This is a genomic window from Thalassotalea euphylliae, from assembly GCF_042682785.1.
Lineage (GTDB): Bacteria > Pseudomonadota > Gammaproteobacteria > Enterobacterales > Alteromonadaceae > Thalassotalea_F > Thalassotalea_F euphylliae.
Window position 1 is genome coordinate 657085 of the sequence record NZ_JBHUIB010000003.1, and the last position, 15060, is coordinate 672144.

At 41.1% G+C, this 15060-nt stretch carries 9 protein-coding genes; 4 read left to right on the forward strand and 5 right to left on the reverse strand.

Annotated features, from left to right (window positions below; translation table 11 throughout):
* Positions 1 to 16: 16 nt before the first annotated feature.
* From ACFSJY_RS10245 to ACFSJY_RS10255, 3 genes are all read right to left on the reverse strand, one after another.
* Positions 17 to 739: a SapC family protein gene (locus tag ACFSJY_RS10245; protein ID WP_386033901.1), complete on the reverse strand. Its 723-nt coding sequence runs from the start codon at positions 737 to 739 to the stop codon at positions 17 to 19.
* Between the two features lie 26 nt (positions 740 to 765).
* Positions 766 to 2316: a tryptophan halogenase family protein gene (locus tag ACFSJY_RS10250; protein ID WP_386033903.1), complete on the reverse strand. Its 1551-nt coding sequence runs from the start codon at positions 2314 to 2316 to the stop codon at positions 766 to 768.
* Between the two features lie 222 nt (positions 2317 to 2538).
* The gene (locus ACFSJY_RS10255; protein ID WP_386033905.1) at positions 2539 to 5574 is read right to left on the reverse strand and encodes a TonB-dependent receptor; all 3036 of its coding nucleotides are present in this window, start codon (positions 5572 to 5574) and stop codon (positions 2539 to 2541) included.
* 503 nt (positions 5575 to 6077) lie between these two features.
* Here ACFSJY_RS10255 and ACFSJY_RS10260 point away from each other — a divergent pair.
* The 4 genes from ACFSJY_RS10260 to ACFSJY_RS10275 are packed head-to-tail and all read left to right on the forward strand — an operon-like array spanning position 6078 to position 11125.
* Positions 6078 to 7484, forward strand: a complete 1407-nt coding sequence (locus ACFSJY_RS10260) for an MFS transporter (protein ID WP_386033907.1) — start codon at positions 6078 to 6080, stop codon at positions 7482 to 7484.
* Complete coding sequence (locus tag ACFSJY_RS10265) at positions 7474 to 9852, forward strand: GH36-type glycosyl hydrolase domain-containing protein (protein WP_386033910.1); 2379 nt, start codon at positions 7474 to 7476, stop codon at positions 9850 to 9852. Before ACFSJY_RS10260 ends, ACFSJY_RS10265 begins: the two co-directional genes overlap by 11 nt.
* Positions 9852 to 10373 carry a gluconokinase gene (locus ACFSJY_RS10270; RefSeq protein WP_386033912.1) on the forward strand — a complete coding sequence of 174 codons (522 nt, stop codon included), beginning with the start codon at positions 9852 to 9854 and terminating at the stop codon, positions 10371 to 10373. Before ACFSJY_RS10265 ends, ACFSJY_RS10270 begins: the two co-directional genes overlap by 1 nt.
* A complete protein-coding gene (locus tag ACFSJY_RS10275) occupies positions 10364 to 11125 on the forward strand; it encodes a sugar-binding protein (RefSeq protein WP_386033914.1) in 762 nt (253 codons plus the stop codon). Before ACFSJY_RS10270 ends, ACFSJY_RS10275 begins: the two co-directional genes overlap by 10 nt.
* Positions 11126 to 11316: 191 nt before the next feature.
* Here ACFSJY_RS10275 and ACFSJY_RS10280 read toward each other — a convergent pair whose 3' ends face one another.
* Together ACFSJY_RS10280 and ACFSJY_RS10285 are read right to left on the reverse strand one after the other, a co-directional pair.
* Positions 11317 to 12213, reverse strand: a complete 897-nt coding sequence (locus tag ACFSJY_RS10280; RefSeq protein ID WP_386033916.1) for a hypothetical protein — start codon at positions 12211 to 12213, stop codon at positions 11317 to 11319.
* A gap of 401 nt (positions 12214 to 12614) precedes the next feature.
* A complete protein-coding gene (locus tag ACFSJY_RS10285; RefSeq protein ID WP_386033918.1) occupies positions 12615 to 14756 on the reverse strand; it encodes a winged helix-turn-helix domain-containing protein in 2142 nt (713 codons plus the stop codon).
* Positions 14757 to 15060 lie beyond the last annotated feature (304 nt).

Here is a 15060-nt window from a genome sequence, read left to right on the forward strand (position 1 = left end):
ACAACGCTAGTAGACGCTATAACTGAGCATTTTTCTTTGCAAGTAAATGGTGCACGTTCCCTTGTGAGGCAAGCATCATATATATTGCTTGAAGATAGCCTTTCTCTTTCAGAGCGATAATGTTTTCGTTACTCAAGGTATTGAACTTGTCTTCATTGATAGTGTAAAAGCCAATCATCTGGTATTTCTTACCGTCATTTAATTGGATATCAAACGTGCAAGCTTCAATCAAGTCTAGCTCTGATAACATGCTACAAAAGTTCTCGCCGTCTGTCGCTCCATGATGCATAGCCTCTAACATGCTAGCTGTTTGGTCGAGGAAAGGGGAATTACCGCCGTATTCTAGGAAAAGGGGTTCTCCTTGATCTTTACTTACACGAGGATGTTCCATATCGATACAAAGCATACGATCTTTCACTTCTTCACCGTTTTCAACGCGTGTGTTGTTAGCAATTAAAAATGGTTGTCGCTTGACCGACATCGGAATATACGCGGCTTGCCAACCAGTTTCATTAAGAAATAGGTTTTCACCATCTTGAAAGCCAAACAGGGCAACAGAAACAAACTGGCCTGTTTGTGGGTCTTTTCTCAAAAAAATCGGGTAGTGAATTTGAACGCTTCTAAATTCATTAGGAAATGTGAGTGCGTACCATAAATCATCACCCAATTTCGCTGAGCGATCAGTGATGACTCTGACATCTTTGTGGTCGATATTATTGACTAGTGCGTGTTGTGACATTGTTGTTCCCCCCAAATATAAACCTATCAGACTTTACTTAAACCATACTGTTTTATTTTGTTTATCAGTTCACGGTTGGTCGGTAAAACCTGCATCATTTGTTTTGTTCTTTGAATATTTTCATTAAAGAGTTGCTGCGCAAATTGTCTAGAGCTTGTCCGCTTTTCTCGATTCGGTAGTTTAGTTGGGTAACCCATCCCATAAAGTACATATTGAAAACTAGCCGCTGGAAAAAGTTCATCTGTTTGATGCGTATCAAATTGATAGGGCGTTTGGAACTGCCAGACATCAAGCAACTCTTTTAAGTGTTCAGGTATCGTTTCTGGTTGACGATTTGCTATCCAATAATCGCTATCGTTGCGTTTAGAGAGCACGTAATGCAGCTTTAAAAACTCAATAATACGCTGCCAGCGATGTGTAAACTTTTGATTAAAACGCTTTGCAGTAACGTCCATAATTTGTCTGTTGGCTGGCAGTTGCTCAGCAACAAAAGTAGCTGATAGTTCAATCAATGCAATAGCGGATGCTTCTAGAGGCTCTATAAATCCGGCTGAAAGGCCAATGGCAACGCAGTTGTTTTGCCAAAATTTCTGTCTGTAACCAGGGTTTATCGTGAGTTTTCTAATTGAGATATCACTGTCTATTTTTGAAGTGTCCGCTATGTATTGTCTGAGTTGCTGTTCTGCTTGGTCGTCTGAAATGAAATTACTTGCATAAACATGCCCAACGCCTCGACGACTTTGAAGGCCTATATCCCATATCCAACCGCTGGTTTGGGCGGTAGAGACTGTATGTGAAGCGATAGGCGCGCTGTTGGTTTCATAGGGCACATGGGCAGCTAGGGCACTGTCATTAAATAGTACGTGTTTCTGAGATTCGAACGCTACTTGGTAGTGTTTATCAATCAGTAGGGCATGGAAACCTGAGCAGTCAATAAATAGATCACCTTCGATATTGCCACTCTTTTCAGTTGCTAATGAGGTAATGTCATTGTGCTCATCTACTTGAACTTGCACAACATTATCAAGAATGTGCTTAACACCGAGCTTTTCTTTGCAGTGGTTAGTTAGCAATGCTGCAAATTTACCTGCATCTAGGTGATAACCATAATTCTGAATAAATGCATATTCAGGTGTAGATATTTGCTTGGGCGCTAAACCTTGAGCGCATAAAACGCTTTGGCTTGATATGGCATCTGCAAACGGCACTGAGCCTTGATGTGACAGCCAGTGCTCAGCCAAGTTCGCGTCGAAATAACCGGTTGGCATAGTGAAAGGGTGGTAGTAGGCGTCGTTTCCACCTTCTGTCCACCCGTAAAACTTGGATGCTTGTTTAAAGCTCGCGTCACATTGCGTAATAAACTCAGCTTCGCTGATGCCCAACTTTTTGAGTGTTCCTCGCATTGATGGCCATGTACCTTCACCAACGCCAATCGTAGGTACGTCTGGAGATTCGATTAATGTTACGGAGATAGCATTTTCGCCATTAGTGTTGTAGTGAGCGGCAATAATTCCTGCGCTTAACCAGCCTGCAGTGCCTCCACCAACGACAACAATATGTTTTATTTCTTTACTCATACTACCTACCAAAACACTTAAGAAAGTACTCGATCATCTAAACAATAATAACTCACTGTAAAGTACTAAACCCTGGGGGGGAACTAAATACTTTAAATGGCTAGTGTTGTTCACATTAATCGAGCACTTTATTAAATATCCTGTTTTTTAATTGAGATAAAAAAGCCGTATGAAGAGGGAGAATCAATCATACGGCTTTTAGGTCATCGAACTTTTTGCCGACTAGAAGTTGTAACGTACACCTAGGCTATAACGTGCACCTTGCTGGGTAACATTAAGCACTTGGTTTGAGTTACGACCGTGTTTACGACGATATTCATCCGTAATATTGATACCTTCGAAGAAGACTGAAAGGCCTTCAACCCATGGAGTATCGTAGCTAACATTAAAGTCAATTTGCTCATACTCTTCTACAAATGTAGGGTTAGAGCCTGTGTCGTCCCCCACTTTTTCTAAGTAATCGTCACGCCAGTTGTACGCTAAACGTGCTGATACACCATAGTTTTCGTAAAAAAGTACGAAGTTTGCTGTATCTGAGATACCATTTTGTACGTCATCATTGGTATCACCGAGCAACTCGGTGTTGTCGTACGAACCACCAGTAATCAACTGGTTGTTGTAATCGTCACCAGCGTCAACGTAGGTGTAGTTTACGAAAAATCCAAATCCTGAATCATCAAAGATATGTTGGATGGCAAACTCTAAACCATCGAATGTATTTTCAATGTCATCGTTTACAGGGAGGTTGATCAAGAATTCAACTAGCTCATCTTCCTCTACGCCTTCGATAATAAGCTTACCGTCTTGCATGTAAACTTCTGGACGATCGCCATAGTTTTCATATATCCATTGACGTTGCTGACCAGCATCACCGCCAACAGCTGCTACAGCCTCATTGTACTTAGGACCATCAATTGGGTTGTTAATGTTGAACAGGGTGTCACGAATTTGACCATTCGTTACCCAGTTTTCAACGTCTTTCTTAAACCAACCAATAGCTGCGTAACTTGTATCACTGTAATACCATTCAAGTGATAAATCGAAGTTAGTAGATTCAAGAGGTTCTAAATTAGGGTTACCTGAACTACCACTACCACCGCCACGGTTGTATTGAGTACCTACCGTTGTACCACCTTGTAATTGGTCGTAACCGGCACGGCCAATAGTTTCACTGTATGCCGCACGGAATACTACGTCATCGGTAACTTCTAAATTAAAGTTTATATTTGGTAATGTATGATCATAATCACCTGACTTACTGCCTGCTTCAAACTCACCACTTCCGGTTAACACGATTTCAGTGTCACCTTCCCATCGTGCGCCATCAAAAACAGGCACGATAGAACGTGAATCAACTTCTGTTTCTTCATAGCGGATACCAATGTGAAGGTCGTAAGGCATATCGCCAATTTCACTCTCATAATTCCATTGAACGTAGAACGAAGTTATTTCTTCTTCAACAAACCGATCTGTATCCGTGCCGTAGTCAGTAGAGGCACAAAACATGTTTCCGCAATCCCCACCACCGACAAAACCAGCTGGAGTATAATTTGCTGCTGCAAAGTCACGGAGCGTTTCGAAATCCCATTGAATAATGGTATCAACAATCTCAAAGCCGTCAGGACCGTCAGGGTGATCTTCAAAGTTACCACCGTCTACATCGTCAAATTTACCTTGAACACCCGTTATGTCACCAGCAATATTTGTCAAGTCGCCAGCAGCACCGACACCACCCCAGTCATTGCGTTGTACTTGAACGGCTTTGTTGTGTTTTTCTGCTTTGATTAAGCTAGCACCGAAATCAATACTACCCCATTCACCGAGCTCGTAAGTCGCATTGATCTGTGTTTGATCAATCTCTGAACGATTATCTTCATTACGGAAGAATGAGCCCGTAACCAACATATCCGCTTTAGTTACGCCGCTTGAACCGCGTACAGCAAGAATAGGCAAGTCGCCAGTAAAGTCAGTTGCTGCTGCTTCACGCACAAAACCAGCCGTTGATAGTGCATTTGAACTACCGTATGGACTATTTGGTGTTTGTTCAGCTTCCGATGAATGGTGGTCAAACTCAACAACTAGACTGTCGTTGACTTGCCATTTTAAATTTAAACCTATTGAGTTAGATTCTGCTTTTGTTGATGAACTTGACGCAGCCATCGATAAATCTTGGTTGCCAATGCCGTTTGCTGCATAGTCTTCCGAATAGAAAAGTGGTGCAGAAACAGGACCGTCTGTCCAAACATTTTCAGATGGTGCGAATGTGTACCACGCGGAAACATCGTTGTATTGGCGATCAATTTCATTGGTCATGTGTGTAAAATCAAGCGTAGCTGTGATTTTATCTGTTGGTGCATATTGCAATACTAACTGGCCGTTAATACGTTCACGTTGTTGTTCTTCGAACTTGTAGATAGTCGTTTGTGGTACAGAATAAATCGAATCACTGTTCGGATCTGGACGATTCACCTGGTTCTCGTATGGAACACCACCCCAATCTGCGTTATTTCCACTCCAGTCTTGGTTTACGCGAGCAGGGAAGGTACGCCAACCAGTGCCAACTTCAGCCTGCTGGTTACCACTTTCACGTTCAGAGTAACTACCAGAAATGGAGATACCGAATGTGTCATCAGCAAAAGTTTGTGAATACATGCCCGAAAATTCCGGTGTGATATCACCATCTTCAGCTGACGTATCATCCATTAATTTGCCACTTATTGTTGCTACTCGACCTGGGTTATCTAAAGGTCGGTGAGTAAGGATATTAATGGTTGCACCAATACCGCCTGTAGCTACAGTTGCATCACTTGTTTTGTATACTTCTGCTCCTGAAATTATTTCCGAAGCAATATTTGCAAAATTAAAGGAACGGTCACCAGTTGATGTAGGCATTTGACGACCGTTTAGAAGCACTAAGTTACGATCTGGGCCAAAACCTCGGACAGTTACTTTGCTGCCTTCACCGTTATCACGGTCAATGGCGACACCTGATATACGTTGTAGAGATTCCGCTAAGTTGGAATCTGGAAATTTACCTATGTCTTCAGCGTTAATCGCTTCAACAACACCGGAACTGCTGCGTTTTATATCCATAGCTTTTATAAGTGAGCTACGAATACCTCGAACTTCTATGACTTCAACGTTATCAGCATTTGCGTCTGCTTCTTCTGCCGCTAACGTGGGATTGACAACAGAAGCACCTAAAATCAAAGACAGGCTAGTTGCCAACTTTGATTTATTGAACCTGTTATACATCATTATGTTTTCCCTCGATTTTCTAATTTTTATATCATCTTTTATGCTTTAATGATTGTTGTAAGCGCTTACATTTTGCATTAAAAAAAACGCAGCGTTTCTGGTGTAATTTTTATTGAAAGCGCTTACATAAAGTTAGTTCAAAAAAAATAAAGGGTCAACAAATAAATAAAATTATTGTTACAAATCGGTGAAAATGTCGTCAAAAGGTCTTAATGGTTTAATTACCTATTTCTTCGTAATTTACTGTTTAGCTTTGATTTATGTGTGTGTGAGATCTCACTGGTAGGATTACAAAGATTTTACTTGTCTTTTATTTCGACAGTATCTATATTCTGTGAAAGCGCTTACATTTGTGTTTGGGGAACAGAAATGTTCGCTGTGCTAATTTGTTCAGAAATCAATCCGAATAATAATGAAAGCGCTTACGTAATGCTTTAATGAAAGTTGTACACGTTTGGAAACACAAGGACGTGCATCCTTTTTGATGGTATTTGGAGAGTAACGTGTCTACGCAAAATAAAACGATAATAAGCGTGAGTGAAAAGGTCGGTTACGCATTTGGCGATGTCGCATCCAACTTTTATTGGCGCATTATAGATGTATTTTTACTAATATTTTATACCGATGTATTTGGCTTGCCGGCCGCTACTGTTGGTACTATGTTTTTAGTGACTCGCATAATAGATGCGGTGTCAGACCCTGTAATGGGGGTTCTTTCTGATCGCACTCAAACACGATTTGGTAAATTTAGGCCTTATTTGCTGCTTGGTATTATTCCGCTGTTTGCGGCAGGTGTTCTCACATTTACAGTGCCTGATTTAGGTGATGATGGAAAAGTCATCTGGGCCTATTGTACCTACATATTCCTGATGCTCGCTTACACCTTCATTAACGTGCCGTATGGTGCGTTACTTGGAGTCATTACAAACGATCCGCAACAACGCACTACCTTAACAAGCTTCAGATTTATTGGCGCTTTTTCAGGTGGTAGCTTAGTTGCCTATTTTACGCCTGAACTGGTGAATTATTTTGGCGCAGGTGATGATGCGCTTGGTTGGCAATACACGATGACTTTGTATGGCTTTATTGCAGCAGCTTTGTTTGCTGTTAGTTTTGTTTCAACGACAGAACGTATTTTGCCTCCTGCTAACCAGCAAACGTCGATCAAACGCGATCTTAAAGATTTGTCAAAGAACAAACCTTGGATTGTATTGTTTGTCTTGGCGTTGGTTATCATGGTGACCATCTCTTTGAGGGCCAGTTCAGGTACTTTTTATTTTAAGTATTACGTTCAGCAAGAAGACCTTATAGGTAGCTTTACTACGGTTTATCTCATTGCACTGGGTATAGGCGCTGCAATTACGCCAATATTAACCCGCTTTTTTGACCGAAAACGATTGTTGATCGGTTTAATGTTAATTGTTGGGGTTCTGTCGGCTGCTTTTTATTGGATACCGAAAGATCAAGTGGCGTTAATGTTCGTGCTACAAGCTCTTATTGGCTTGGCTCTTGGGCCTAAATCACCACTCGTATTTTCAATGTACGCAGATACAGCCGATTACTCTGAATACCAAAATGGTCGCCGAGCAACAGCATTAGTCTTTTCGGCAGCAGCGTTCGCGCAAAAGTTGGGTGGAGCGGTTGCAGGTGCCATCATAGGTTGGTTACTCGCATCTATGGGCTACGTCGCAAATACCGAACAAAGTGCTGCTTCAGAATCGGGCATTGTTTGGTTGATGACGATTATACCTGCGGTGTTTGCGTTTATCTCCGTAGCGGTAATTCGCTATTACCCGTTAAGCGAAGATAAGATCGCTGATGTGCAAGAAGCACTCTCTAGTCGCAGAAGAAGTATAGAAGAGAGCCGAGAAAGCTCAGTACAGCAACCGGGGGTGGTAAGTGGTATCTAAACGACCTCCAACGAGCAATTTATATAAAGCTGAAAATGGTCAAGTCAGCCTATATTCTCCAACACTGCTTCCATTGGCTAGTAGCTACTTGTACAACCAGCATATGCTGGCACAGGTGAATTGTCGTGGTTATGTTAATGCGCAGTTTATGCAGCCAGAACCCAGTAAATATAGTCGTTCACCTACCATGGAAGCGACAAGTTTCATTCAGCCAGAACAAAACTTTTTTGCTCACTCACCGGGTCGATTTTTTTACTTTAAAAATCGGCATACCGGTGAATTGTTCTCCGTGCCTTATGAGCCATGCCGTGTGCCACTTAAGAGTTTTGAGTTTGCTTGCGAGAAAGACGAGATTACATGGTTTATCACACATGAACACCTAGCCATTGAATTACGTGTTTCACTCGCCGAGGAGACAGCAGCGGAGATATGGAGCATTTCTATTACTAACAATGGTGATAGTGATGTTAGCTATGATATGTATCCATATTTTTCGATAGGGTATTTGTCGTGGATGTACCAAGAAACCTTCTTCGATGAGACGCTCAACGCAATTGTCAGTAAAACAATAACGCCTTATCAAAAGCTCGAAGATCATTATAAAAATAAGTCGTTGAAGGATTGTACTTACCTACTGGCTGATAGGGCACCCAATAGCTGGCAATGTCGACAATTGAACTTTGAGGGTGATGGTGGGTTGCATAATCCGTCCGCTACTTCTAATGGTTTGCTGACGAACAATGACGCACGATATGAGCCGGGATGCGGTGTTCTGCAATACAGCTTGGCGCTAGAACCCGGACAACAGGAGACGTTTCGATTTGCATTTGGTCCTGCACAAAACAAGCGTGAAATTGCTGATATCAAAAACACGCTATTTGACGACTCGATGAAGGGGAAGCTAGATACTAACAGTGATCCTAGACAACAGTTTCCGCTGACAGTGACGAGTGACATTGTTCACAAAGATTACCTAAACCATTGGTTGCCCAACCAGATGAAATATCATGGCGACCTTCAGCGTCTTTCAACAGATCCTCAGTTCCGTAATTATCTGCAAGATGCGATGGGGAGCACATATTTAACGCCTGATAAAAGCCGACAGGCATTTATCACTGCCTTGTCACAACAGTCATTGTCAGGACAACTGCCAGAAGGAGTGCTGCTCAATGACTCGGCTTCGCTCAAATATATTAATCAAGTACCGCATGCAGATGCTAGCATATGGGTGCCAATATGTTTGCTTGCCTACTTAAATGAGACGAATGATTTTCAATTACTCGTTGAGCCAATCTCATTCTCAGACAGTGAAGAATCCGCACCACTGCATGTTCATGTAGAGAGAGCGTTAAGCTATTTACTTGAAAAGCGGGACTATCGTGGTCTGTGCTTTATTGAACAAGGGGATTGGTGTGATCCCATGAATATGGTGGGTCATCAAGGGAAGGGCGTATCTTCATGGCTGTCTATGGCACTTTCATACGCGCTGCAAGCATGGTTGGAAATTTTAGAACACTATGGCAGCCAAAACCAATTAGCTGAAAAACAAACGCAAGACTGGGATAGATTTAGTCAGGAAATTAACAGTGCTATTAATACGCATTGTTGGCACCAAGACTGGTATGGGCGCGGAATCACAGACAATGATGACTTGTTTGGTACCATGGATGATAAAGAGGGACAAATATTTCTCAATCCTCAGAGCTGGGCAATATTATGCGGTGCAGCGTCTACAGCGAAGCAATATAGTATGCTAAATGCGGTAGAACAGCGTCTAAATACCCCTTATGGTGTGATGATGTTAGCGCCAAGTTATACCGAGTTTAGAGATGACATTGGACGTATTACACAAAAATACCCGGGTGTATCAGAAAATGGCTCTGTTTATAACCATGCTGCTGCATTTTACGCGTATAGCTTATACCAAATAGGGCAGCATGATTCGGCGTTTAATGTTTTAACAAAAATGCTACCTACTGAGAAAGATGTCTTGCTTAGAGGGCAATTGCCAAACTTTATTCCGAATTATTACCGCGGCGCATATTATCAGTTTCCTGAGCATGCAGGTCGATCTAGTCAGCTAATCAATACAGGTACAATATCGTGGTTTTATCGCTGTATTATTGAAGAATTATGTGGGCTGAAAGGTCAGCGTGACTACCTAATCGTTGAGCCCAAACTGCCCGATAGTTTGCAGCAACTGTGTGGTACGCGTATTTTTAGAGGGGCAATATTACATTTTAAAATTGAGAAAGCTCAGCAGTTAGATGTAACTGTTTCTCTTGACGGCGTAAAACTTAAATCGAATCGTGTGAAAGACTTGCAGTTGGGTAAAAACTATCAACTAGATATTAGAGTGCCAGTATAATGGCCCCACGTTTAATTACGATCATGGGTGTGAGTGGCACTGGGAAAAGCAGTTTAGCAATTGCTGTGGCGCGCAAAGTTAATGGCATCTACCTTGATGCAGATGATTTTCATACGAATGAATGTAAAACGCTGATGGCAGAAGGAATAGGTATAAGTGACCAGCAACGTCAGGAATGGTTGATACGATTAATGAAAGGAATCTCAGAACAATTATCAACAGATCAAGATGTCGTGTTGGCCTTTTCAGGCTTGAAGAAAGCTCATCGGAAACAGGTCTACTCTTCTTTCAGTAACCAGTGGCAATTTATGCTAGAGGGGTCTCCTGATTTGATCCTCAAACGTTTAATGAATAGGTCAGATCATTTTGCAGGGGCTGATTTACTGCCATCACAAATATTGGCGATGGAGCCTATTGATACCAACGAAGAATTAGTGATAAAACTTGCAATTAACTTATTGCCTAAAGAGCAAGTCGCTCTGGTTGTGGACAGTATTTCTCAGGAAAAAGTATGGTGTTAAGAAAAATAGGTATGGCATTTTGTGCGGTTGCAGCATTGAGTAGCCAAGCAAAAGACGTTAATGGTGAAGTGATTTTCACGGATACGGCAATATCTGTTGACGGTAAAATTGATACAGCTTGGGAAAACGACAATTGGCGAGGCATGAACCATCATATCCTTGGTGATTTGCCAGAAGCCACAGACTTTAGCGGCGATTACAAACTGTTGTGGGATGAGCAATACCTCTATTTGTTAGCACGTATCTATGATGATGTGTTATTTGATTCTCACCCTAATCCTCTCGAAAACTATTGGGATGATGACTGTTTAGAAATATTTATTGACGCGGACGCTTCTGGTGGTGAGCACCAGCATGATTTTAATGCGTTTGCTTATCATGTTGCATTGGACAATCAAGTTGTTGATTTAGCGCCAATTGGTGATAACTACTCAAAGCCAGCTTTGTTCAATAGCCATGTAACTAGCGCTTGGCAAAGGAGCGACGAACCAGGCAATCCTATTTACTGGGAAACCGCGATTAAGCTATATGATGAGAGTTATGCATTGGACGGCTCTCGTGATAAAAAGAGCAGAGTAAGACTTGGCGCTGATCAAAAGATTGGTTTTATGCTTGCATATTGTGACAACGATGGTAGCAATCAGCGCGAGCATTTTATGGGTTCAACAGCGATAAAACCAATAAACAATGATAAAAACCTAGGGTATAAAACGGCAGATGTTTTTGACGTATTGACGTTAGTGAAAAAGTAATTTTATTCACTTGCCTAGCCAACATATTTAAACGATGGATGCTAATAAATGTCGCTGCTATGTCATCAATAGCTCTAGAGTACTTTTCTCACATAGTCACGAACAATAAAACTTGATAACCAATCTATTAATAGTCTGGAAGCAGCCCAACCTATAAGTGCTAGGTTGGGCAATGAATAACGCTAACTACTTTAGCTTTTAGGGCGAAGTGTTTCGATGATTTTGGCATCTACCCAGTAACTTTTACCTTTCCATTTGCGCGTACCATCATCCTGTCTGTACCAGTCGCCACGTGAAAAAAACAGGTATTTGCCATCATGTGTTACTCTTGGAGAACTATCATTCATGTCAGAGTTAATTTTGTTTCCCATATTAATAGCAGGTAACCAATTGCCAGTTTTATCTCTAAAGCTGATATAAATATCAGAGTTACCATAGCCATCATCTCGAACAACATCCCACATTAAATACGACTCATCTGGGGCAACATAGGGGTGAGCAATCCACTCTCCTCTGTTTATTTCGGGACCCATTTTGACAGGTAGTTCGTTTTTACCGTTTATTCGGCGTGAGTAGCCAATATTTCCATGGCCATTGTCTTCTTTCTTGAAAAAAGGGAAGTAAAAAGTGCCGTTATTTGAAATAGTTAAGCCATGTGCTTGTTCTTTCAAAAAATCACCACGTGTTTTTATGTCAGACCAGCCATTTTTTGTTCGCTCTCTATACCATTTACCGCCAAACATGGTATTACCGTCAGCAGTAAACTGAGGCCATCTAATGTTCGTTTCAGTAGCTTTACCCCATTTTCCATTTTCATGTCGGATTACGTAAAAAGTCCGTTTTCTATAATCTGCATCTTTTCTAGAGAAATAAAATGTTTTTCCGTCAGGTGTGAAAGTACCACCTTCTAACCTTCCATTTGGTGACACAATTTTGGGATCAAATAACTTAGGGGTTAATCCTGGTGGTTTTTCGCCAAAATATGGTTTGTCGGTTAATTCTTTTTGGCCTTTGTCATCGCAATGGCCACTTCCACTATAGGTTAAGATTGATAGGACTAGGGAAGTCAGTATGCAAACACGTTTCATTATTTATCCTTATGTAAGCTTGCCGAGCACCTTTAACGTTGCTCTACAGTGATTAAACTCACAGATAACGTAACGAAATTAGGGAGTTAAGAACTGATGTTGCTATGACTTTTAGCTGATTTTATGATGAAGCGAAGAGGAAGTATCTATTCTTTGGTTTCCCATTTACGTTGATTACTGAATTCATTGTCGCTTTAACTAACACATGATAGTGTCTAAGCGATTTTGTATTGTTTTATCTTTAGGTACTTGAATTGCTGATATGCACTGATCGGTATATTCATATATTCAATGAGTTGCTCGCAATTGACGCAACTATTAGTGATTAAAAATAAGCGAATAATAACCTACGTGTGATAGCTGTTACTCTGCTTCTTTGGAAGCCACAGAGTCAATAACTATTAATTCGCTAGCAGTAACTCTGCGATTTCTTTTTTCCCTGTAATAAATATTGATAGATAGACTTCACCGTTGCGGATATCGCTAATTTTGGTTGTGTTTTGTGGCGCGTTACCGAGTAGGGTAAATTCTTTAGTGTCTAATGTATAGCGCCAAAGTTGGAAGTCTTCATTAATACCAAACAAAGTATTATTCTTAATGATAAACCCTTTATCGCTGCCGTGTGCATCCAAAGTGTCTATTGATATATCTTCTAATGGGCCTTGACGCCAGAACCTATCCATATGATCAGTATAGATAATTTGGCCATCTGCATTTTTCAATGCCAATGAAACACGCTTGTCGTTAATCACGTCAAAATCACCTGTAATTAGGTTAACTTCAGCGAACTTTGCTAAACCGTTAATCTTGATGTTGGCGAGTATCGTATTAGTTTGCGAATGCCAATCGAATAAATCTATGACAGGGTAATCAAGGGGGTAGGCCTTCAGTTGACCATCTAGAGTTAGCTTGGTTAATTGGCTGTTGGCGTTGGCAAGAATGCTCTTGCCGTCATCTGACCACAGAAAGCTAAACAAAAACGAATCCATTGGGAAGTGGCTAAGTTGTACCGGCTTTTCACCATCACTTATCCATATATGAGCTTGACCAGAGCGCTGCGTGCGAAATGCCATCAAATCACCGTTTGGCTGAAATCTCGCTTCGGAATCACTCACATTTGACCGCTCTATGATGCGCACATTACTAGGTTCACCTTCTAGGCTGAAATCATTGAGCGATATAGCGACAATATCGTCATTAAAGTTGCCCTTTGTTGCTAACATTCTCTCTCCATTAGGATGCAGCACTGGCGTGCCCATTGGTCTATCAAGAGGTAAACTAATGGGCGATACTTTGCCGTCCAAAGAAAGGGTAAACAATTGTCTGCCAGTGCTAAATATCAGCTGTTCGCTGAGAGGAGAGAAATTCGGCGCTATTGCTCTAAAACGAGAAATACTCTCAGGGTAGATTATTTTAGCGTGAGAATTAATCTCTCCTTCTGGAGTCAATATTGATAGAAAATAATCATTATTTTGGTCTGTGGTGATTACAGATAGAAGGTTGTCTCGAGGCGTGTAGTCATAATCGACTACGTTTCCGTTATCTACACGAAAAATGGTTTCACTCTCATTTTCAGTTGGCGAATAGCTTACCAATTTCCACCGATCGGTAGACTTTTGTAGTAGGGCGATTCGGTCATTATTCATCCATTTTGGATTTCGAATAATGGAGTTTTTACATTCAAGTAAAGTTCTTGGTTCACGAGGCGACTGAAGAGCCTTTTCAAAGTCTAAGCTCATCAGGTGGTAACACATTTTTTGGTCTATCGGTTCTTCACATGTTTTTGACTGGACGAAAACGAGTGACTTGCCATCTTTTGAAAAACTGTGCGCGCCATATGAATTGAGGTTGTTTGTTAGCTGGAATTCTTCTTGGGTTTCTATGTTTTTAGCCCAAATATTGTTTTTACAAAACTCGTTAGAGTACCTGTGGAACACAACATACTTGCCGTCAGGCGAGTAAATACCGTCAACCTCTTTGTTGTCAGTGGCAGTGAGTGCGCGAATTTCACCAATGTTGAGCATTGGATGATTTGACCCAGGAGTGAGGAGGTACACTAGGGCTGCAATAAATGCAATGGTAATCACCAAATAAAGAATACCATTGTTTGAATCAGTGTTTGCTTGAACATGAGGGGGGAAATTCGATTCCGTTTGAGTCTCTGAGGTACTACCAACAGCTGAATCGGACGTTTGTATATGCTGTTTAGCAACGTGTTCTAGTTGCTCACTCCACCTAACGTCACACTCTAGGGAATAGCCTTTTTTGGCATGAGTCTTTATATAAACTTGAACTTTGCCATCATCTCCTAAGGCTTTTCGTAATTGTGCAATACTGCGCTGTAGCGTGTTTGGTGAAACAATAGTATCTTTCCATACGTGTTCCATTAACTCATCTTGACTTACCACCTTACCTTGATGTTCCGCCAAATACGTTAAAACTGATAGTGCTTTAGGTGCCAGCGTTTGTGATTCTTTATTTTGGGTGATTTGATTACGAGACAAATCTATATAAAAACCACCGATCCAATATTGCTGTGCCATATTCACTCTATTCCTGAAAATGCTGTCTACTTGACGTCTATCTTTGCCACAAATTATGTGATGTAAAAACCAAGTAAGTTGGCCTAGCATAAACGCGTCTACTCATAAATTCAAATACGTAACGTACTGAAAATAATCGAAAATAAATATATCAGTAAAAATTCAGGAAAAAGTCAGTGCAAGCTCAAGCTTACATCTTACTAAAGCGATAGGGTTTAGATGTTAATGGGTCGCTAAGATCCTCAATTTAGAGAGGGCTTGAACGTAAATACTGAAATAAACGTTCGAGCTACGTTAAACAAAA

What these genes read in the sequence shown, in the direction of transcription:
- ACFSJY_RS10245 (WP_386033901.1), bottom strand. Translation starts at nt 739, where the DNA reads ATGTCACAACACGCACTAGTCAATAATATCGACCACAAAGATGTCAGA.
- ACFSJY_RS10250 (WP_386033903.1), bottom strand. Translation starts at nt 2,316, where the DNA reads ATGAGTAAAGAAATAAAACATATTGTTGTCGTTGGTGGAGGCACTGCA.
- ACFSJY_RS10255 (WP_386033905.1), bottom strand. Translation starts at nt 5,574, where the DNA reads ATGATGTATAACAGGTTCAATAAATCAAAGTTGGCAACTAGCCTGTCT.
- ACFSJY_RS10270 (WP_386033912.1), top strand. Translation starts at nt 9,852, where the DNA reads ATGGCCCCACGTTTAATTACGATCATGGGTGTGAGTGGCACTGGGAAA.
- ACFSJY_RS10275 (WP_386033914.1), top strand. Translation starts at nt 10,364, where the DNA reads ATGGTGTTAAGAAAAATAGGTATGGCATTTTGTGCGGTTGCAGCATTG.
- ACFSJY_RS10280 (WP_386033916.1), bottom strand. Translation starts at nt 12,213, where the DNA reads ATGAAACGTGTTTGCATACTGACTTCCCTAGTCCTATCAATCTTAACC.
- ACFSJY_RS10285 (WP_386033918.1), bottom strand. Translation starts at nt 14,756, where the DNA reads ATGGCACAGCAATATTGGATCGGTGGTTTTTATATAGATTTGTCTCGT.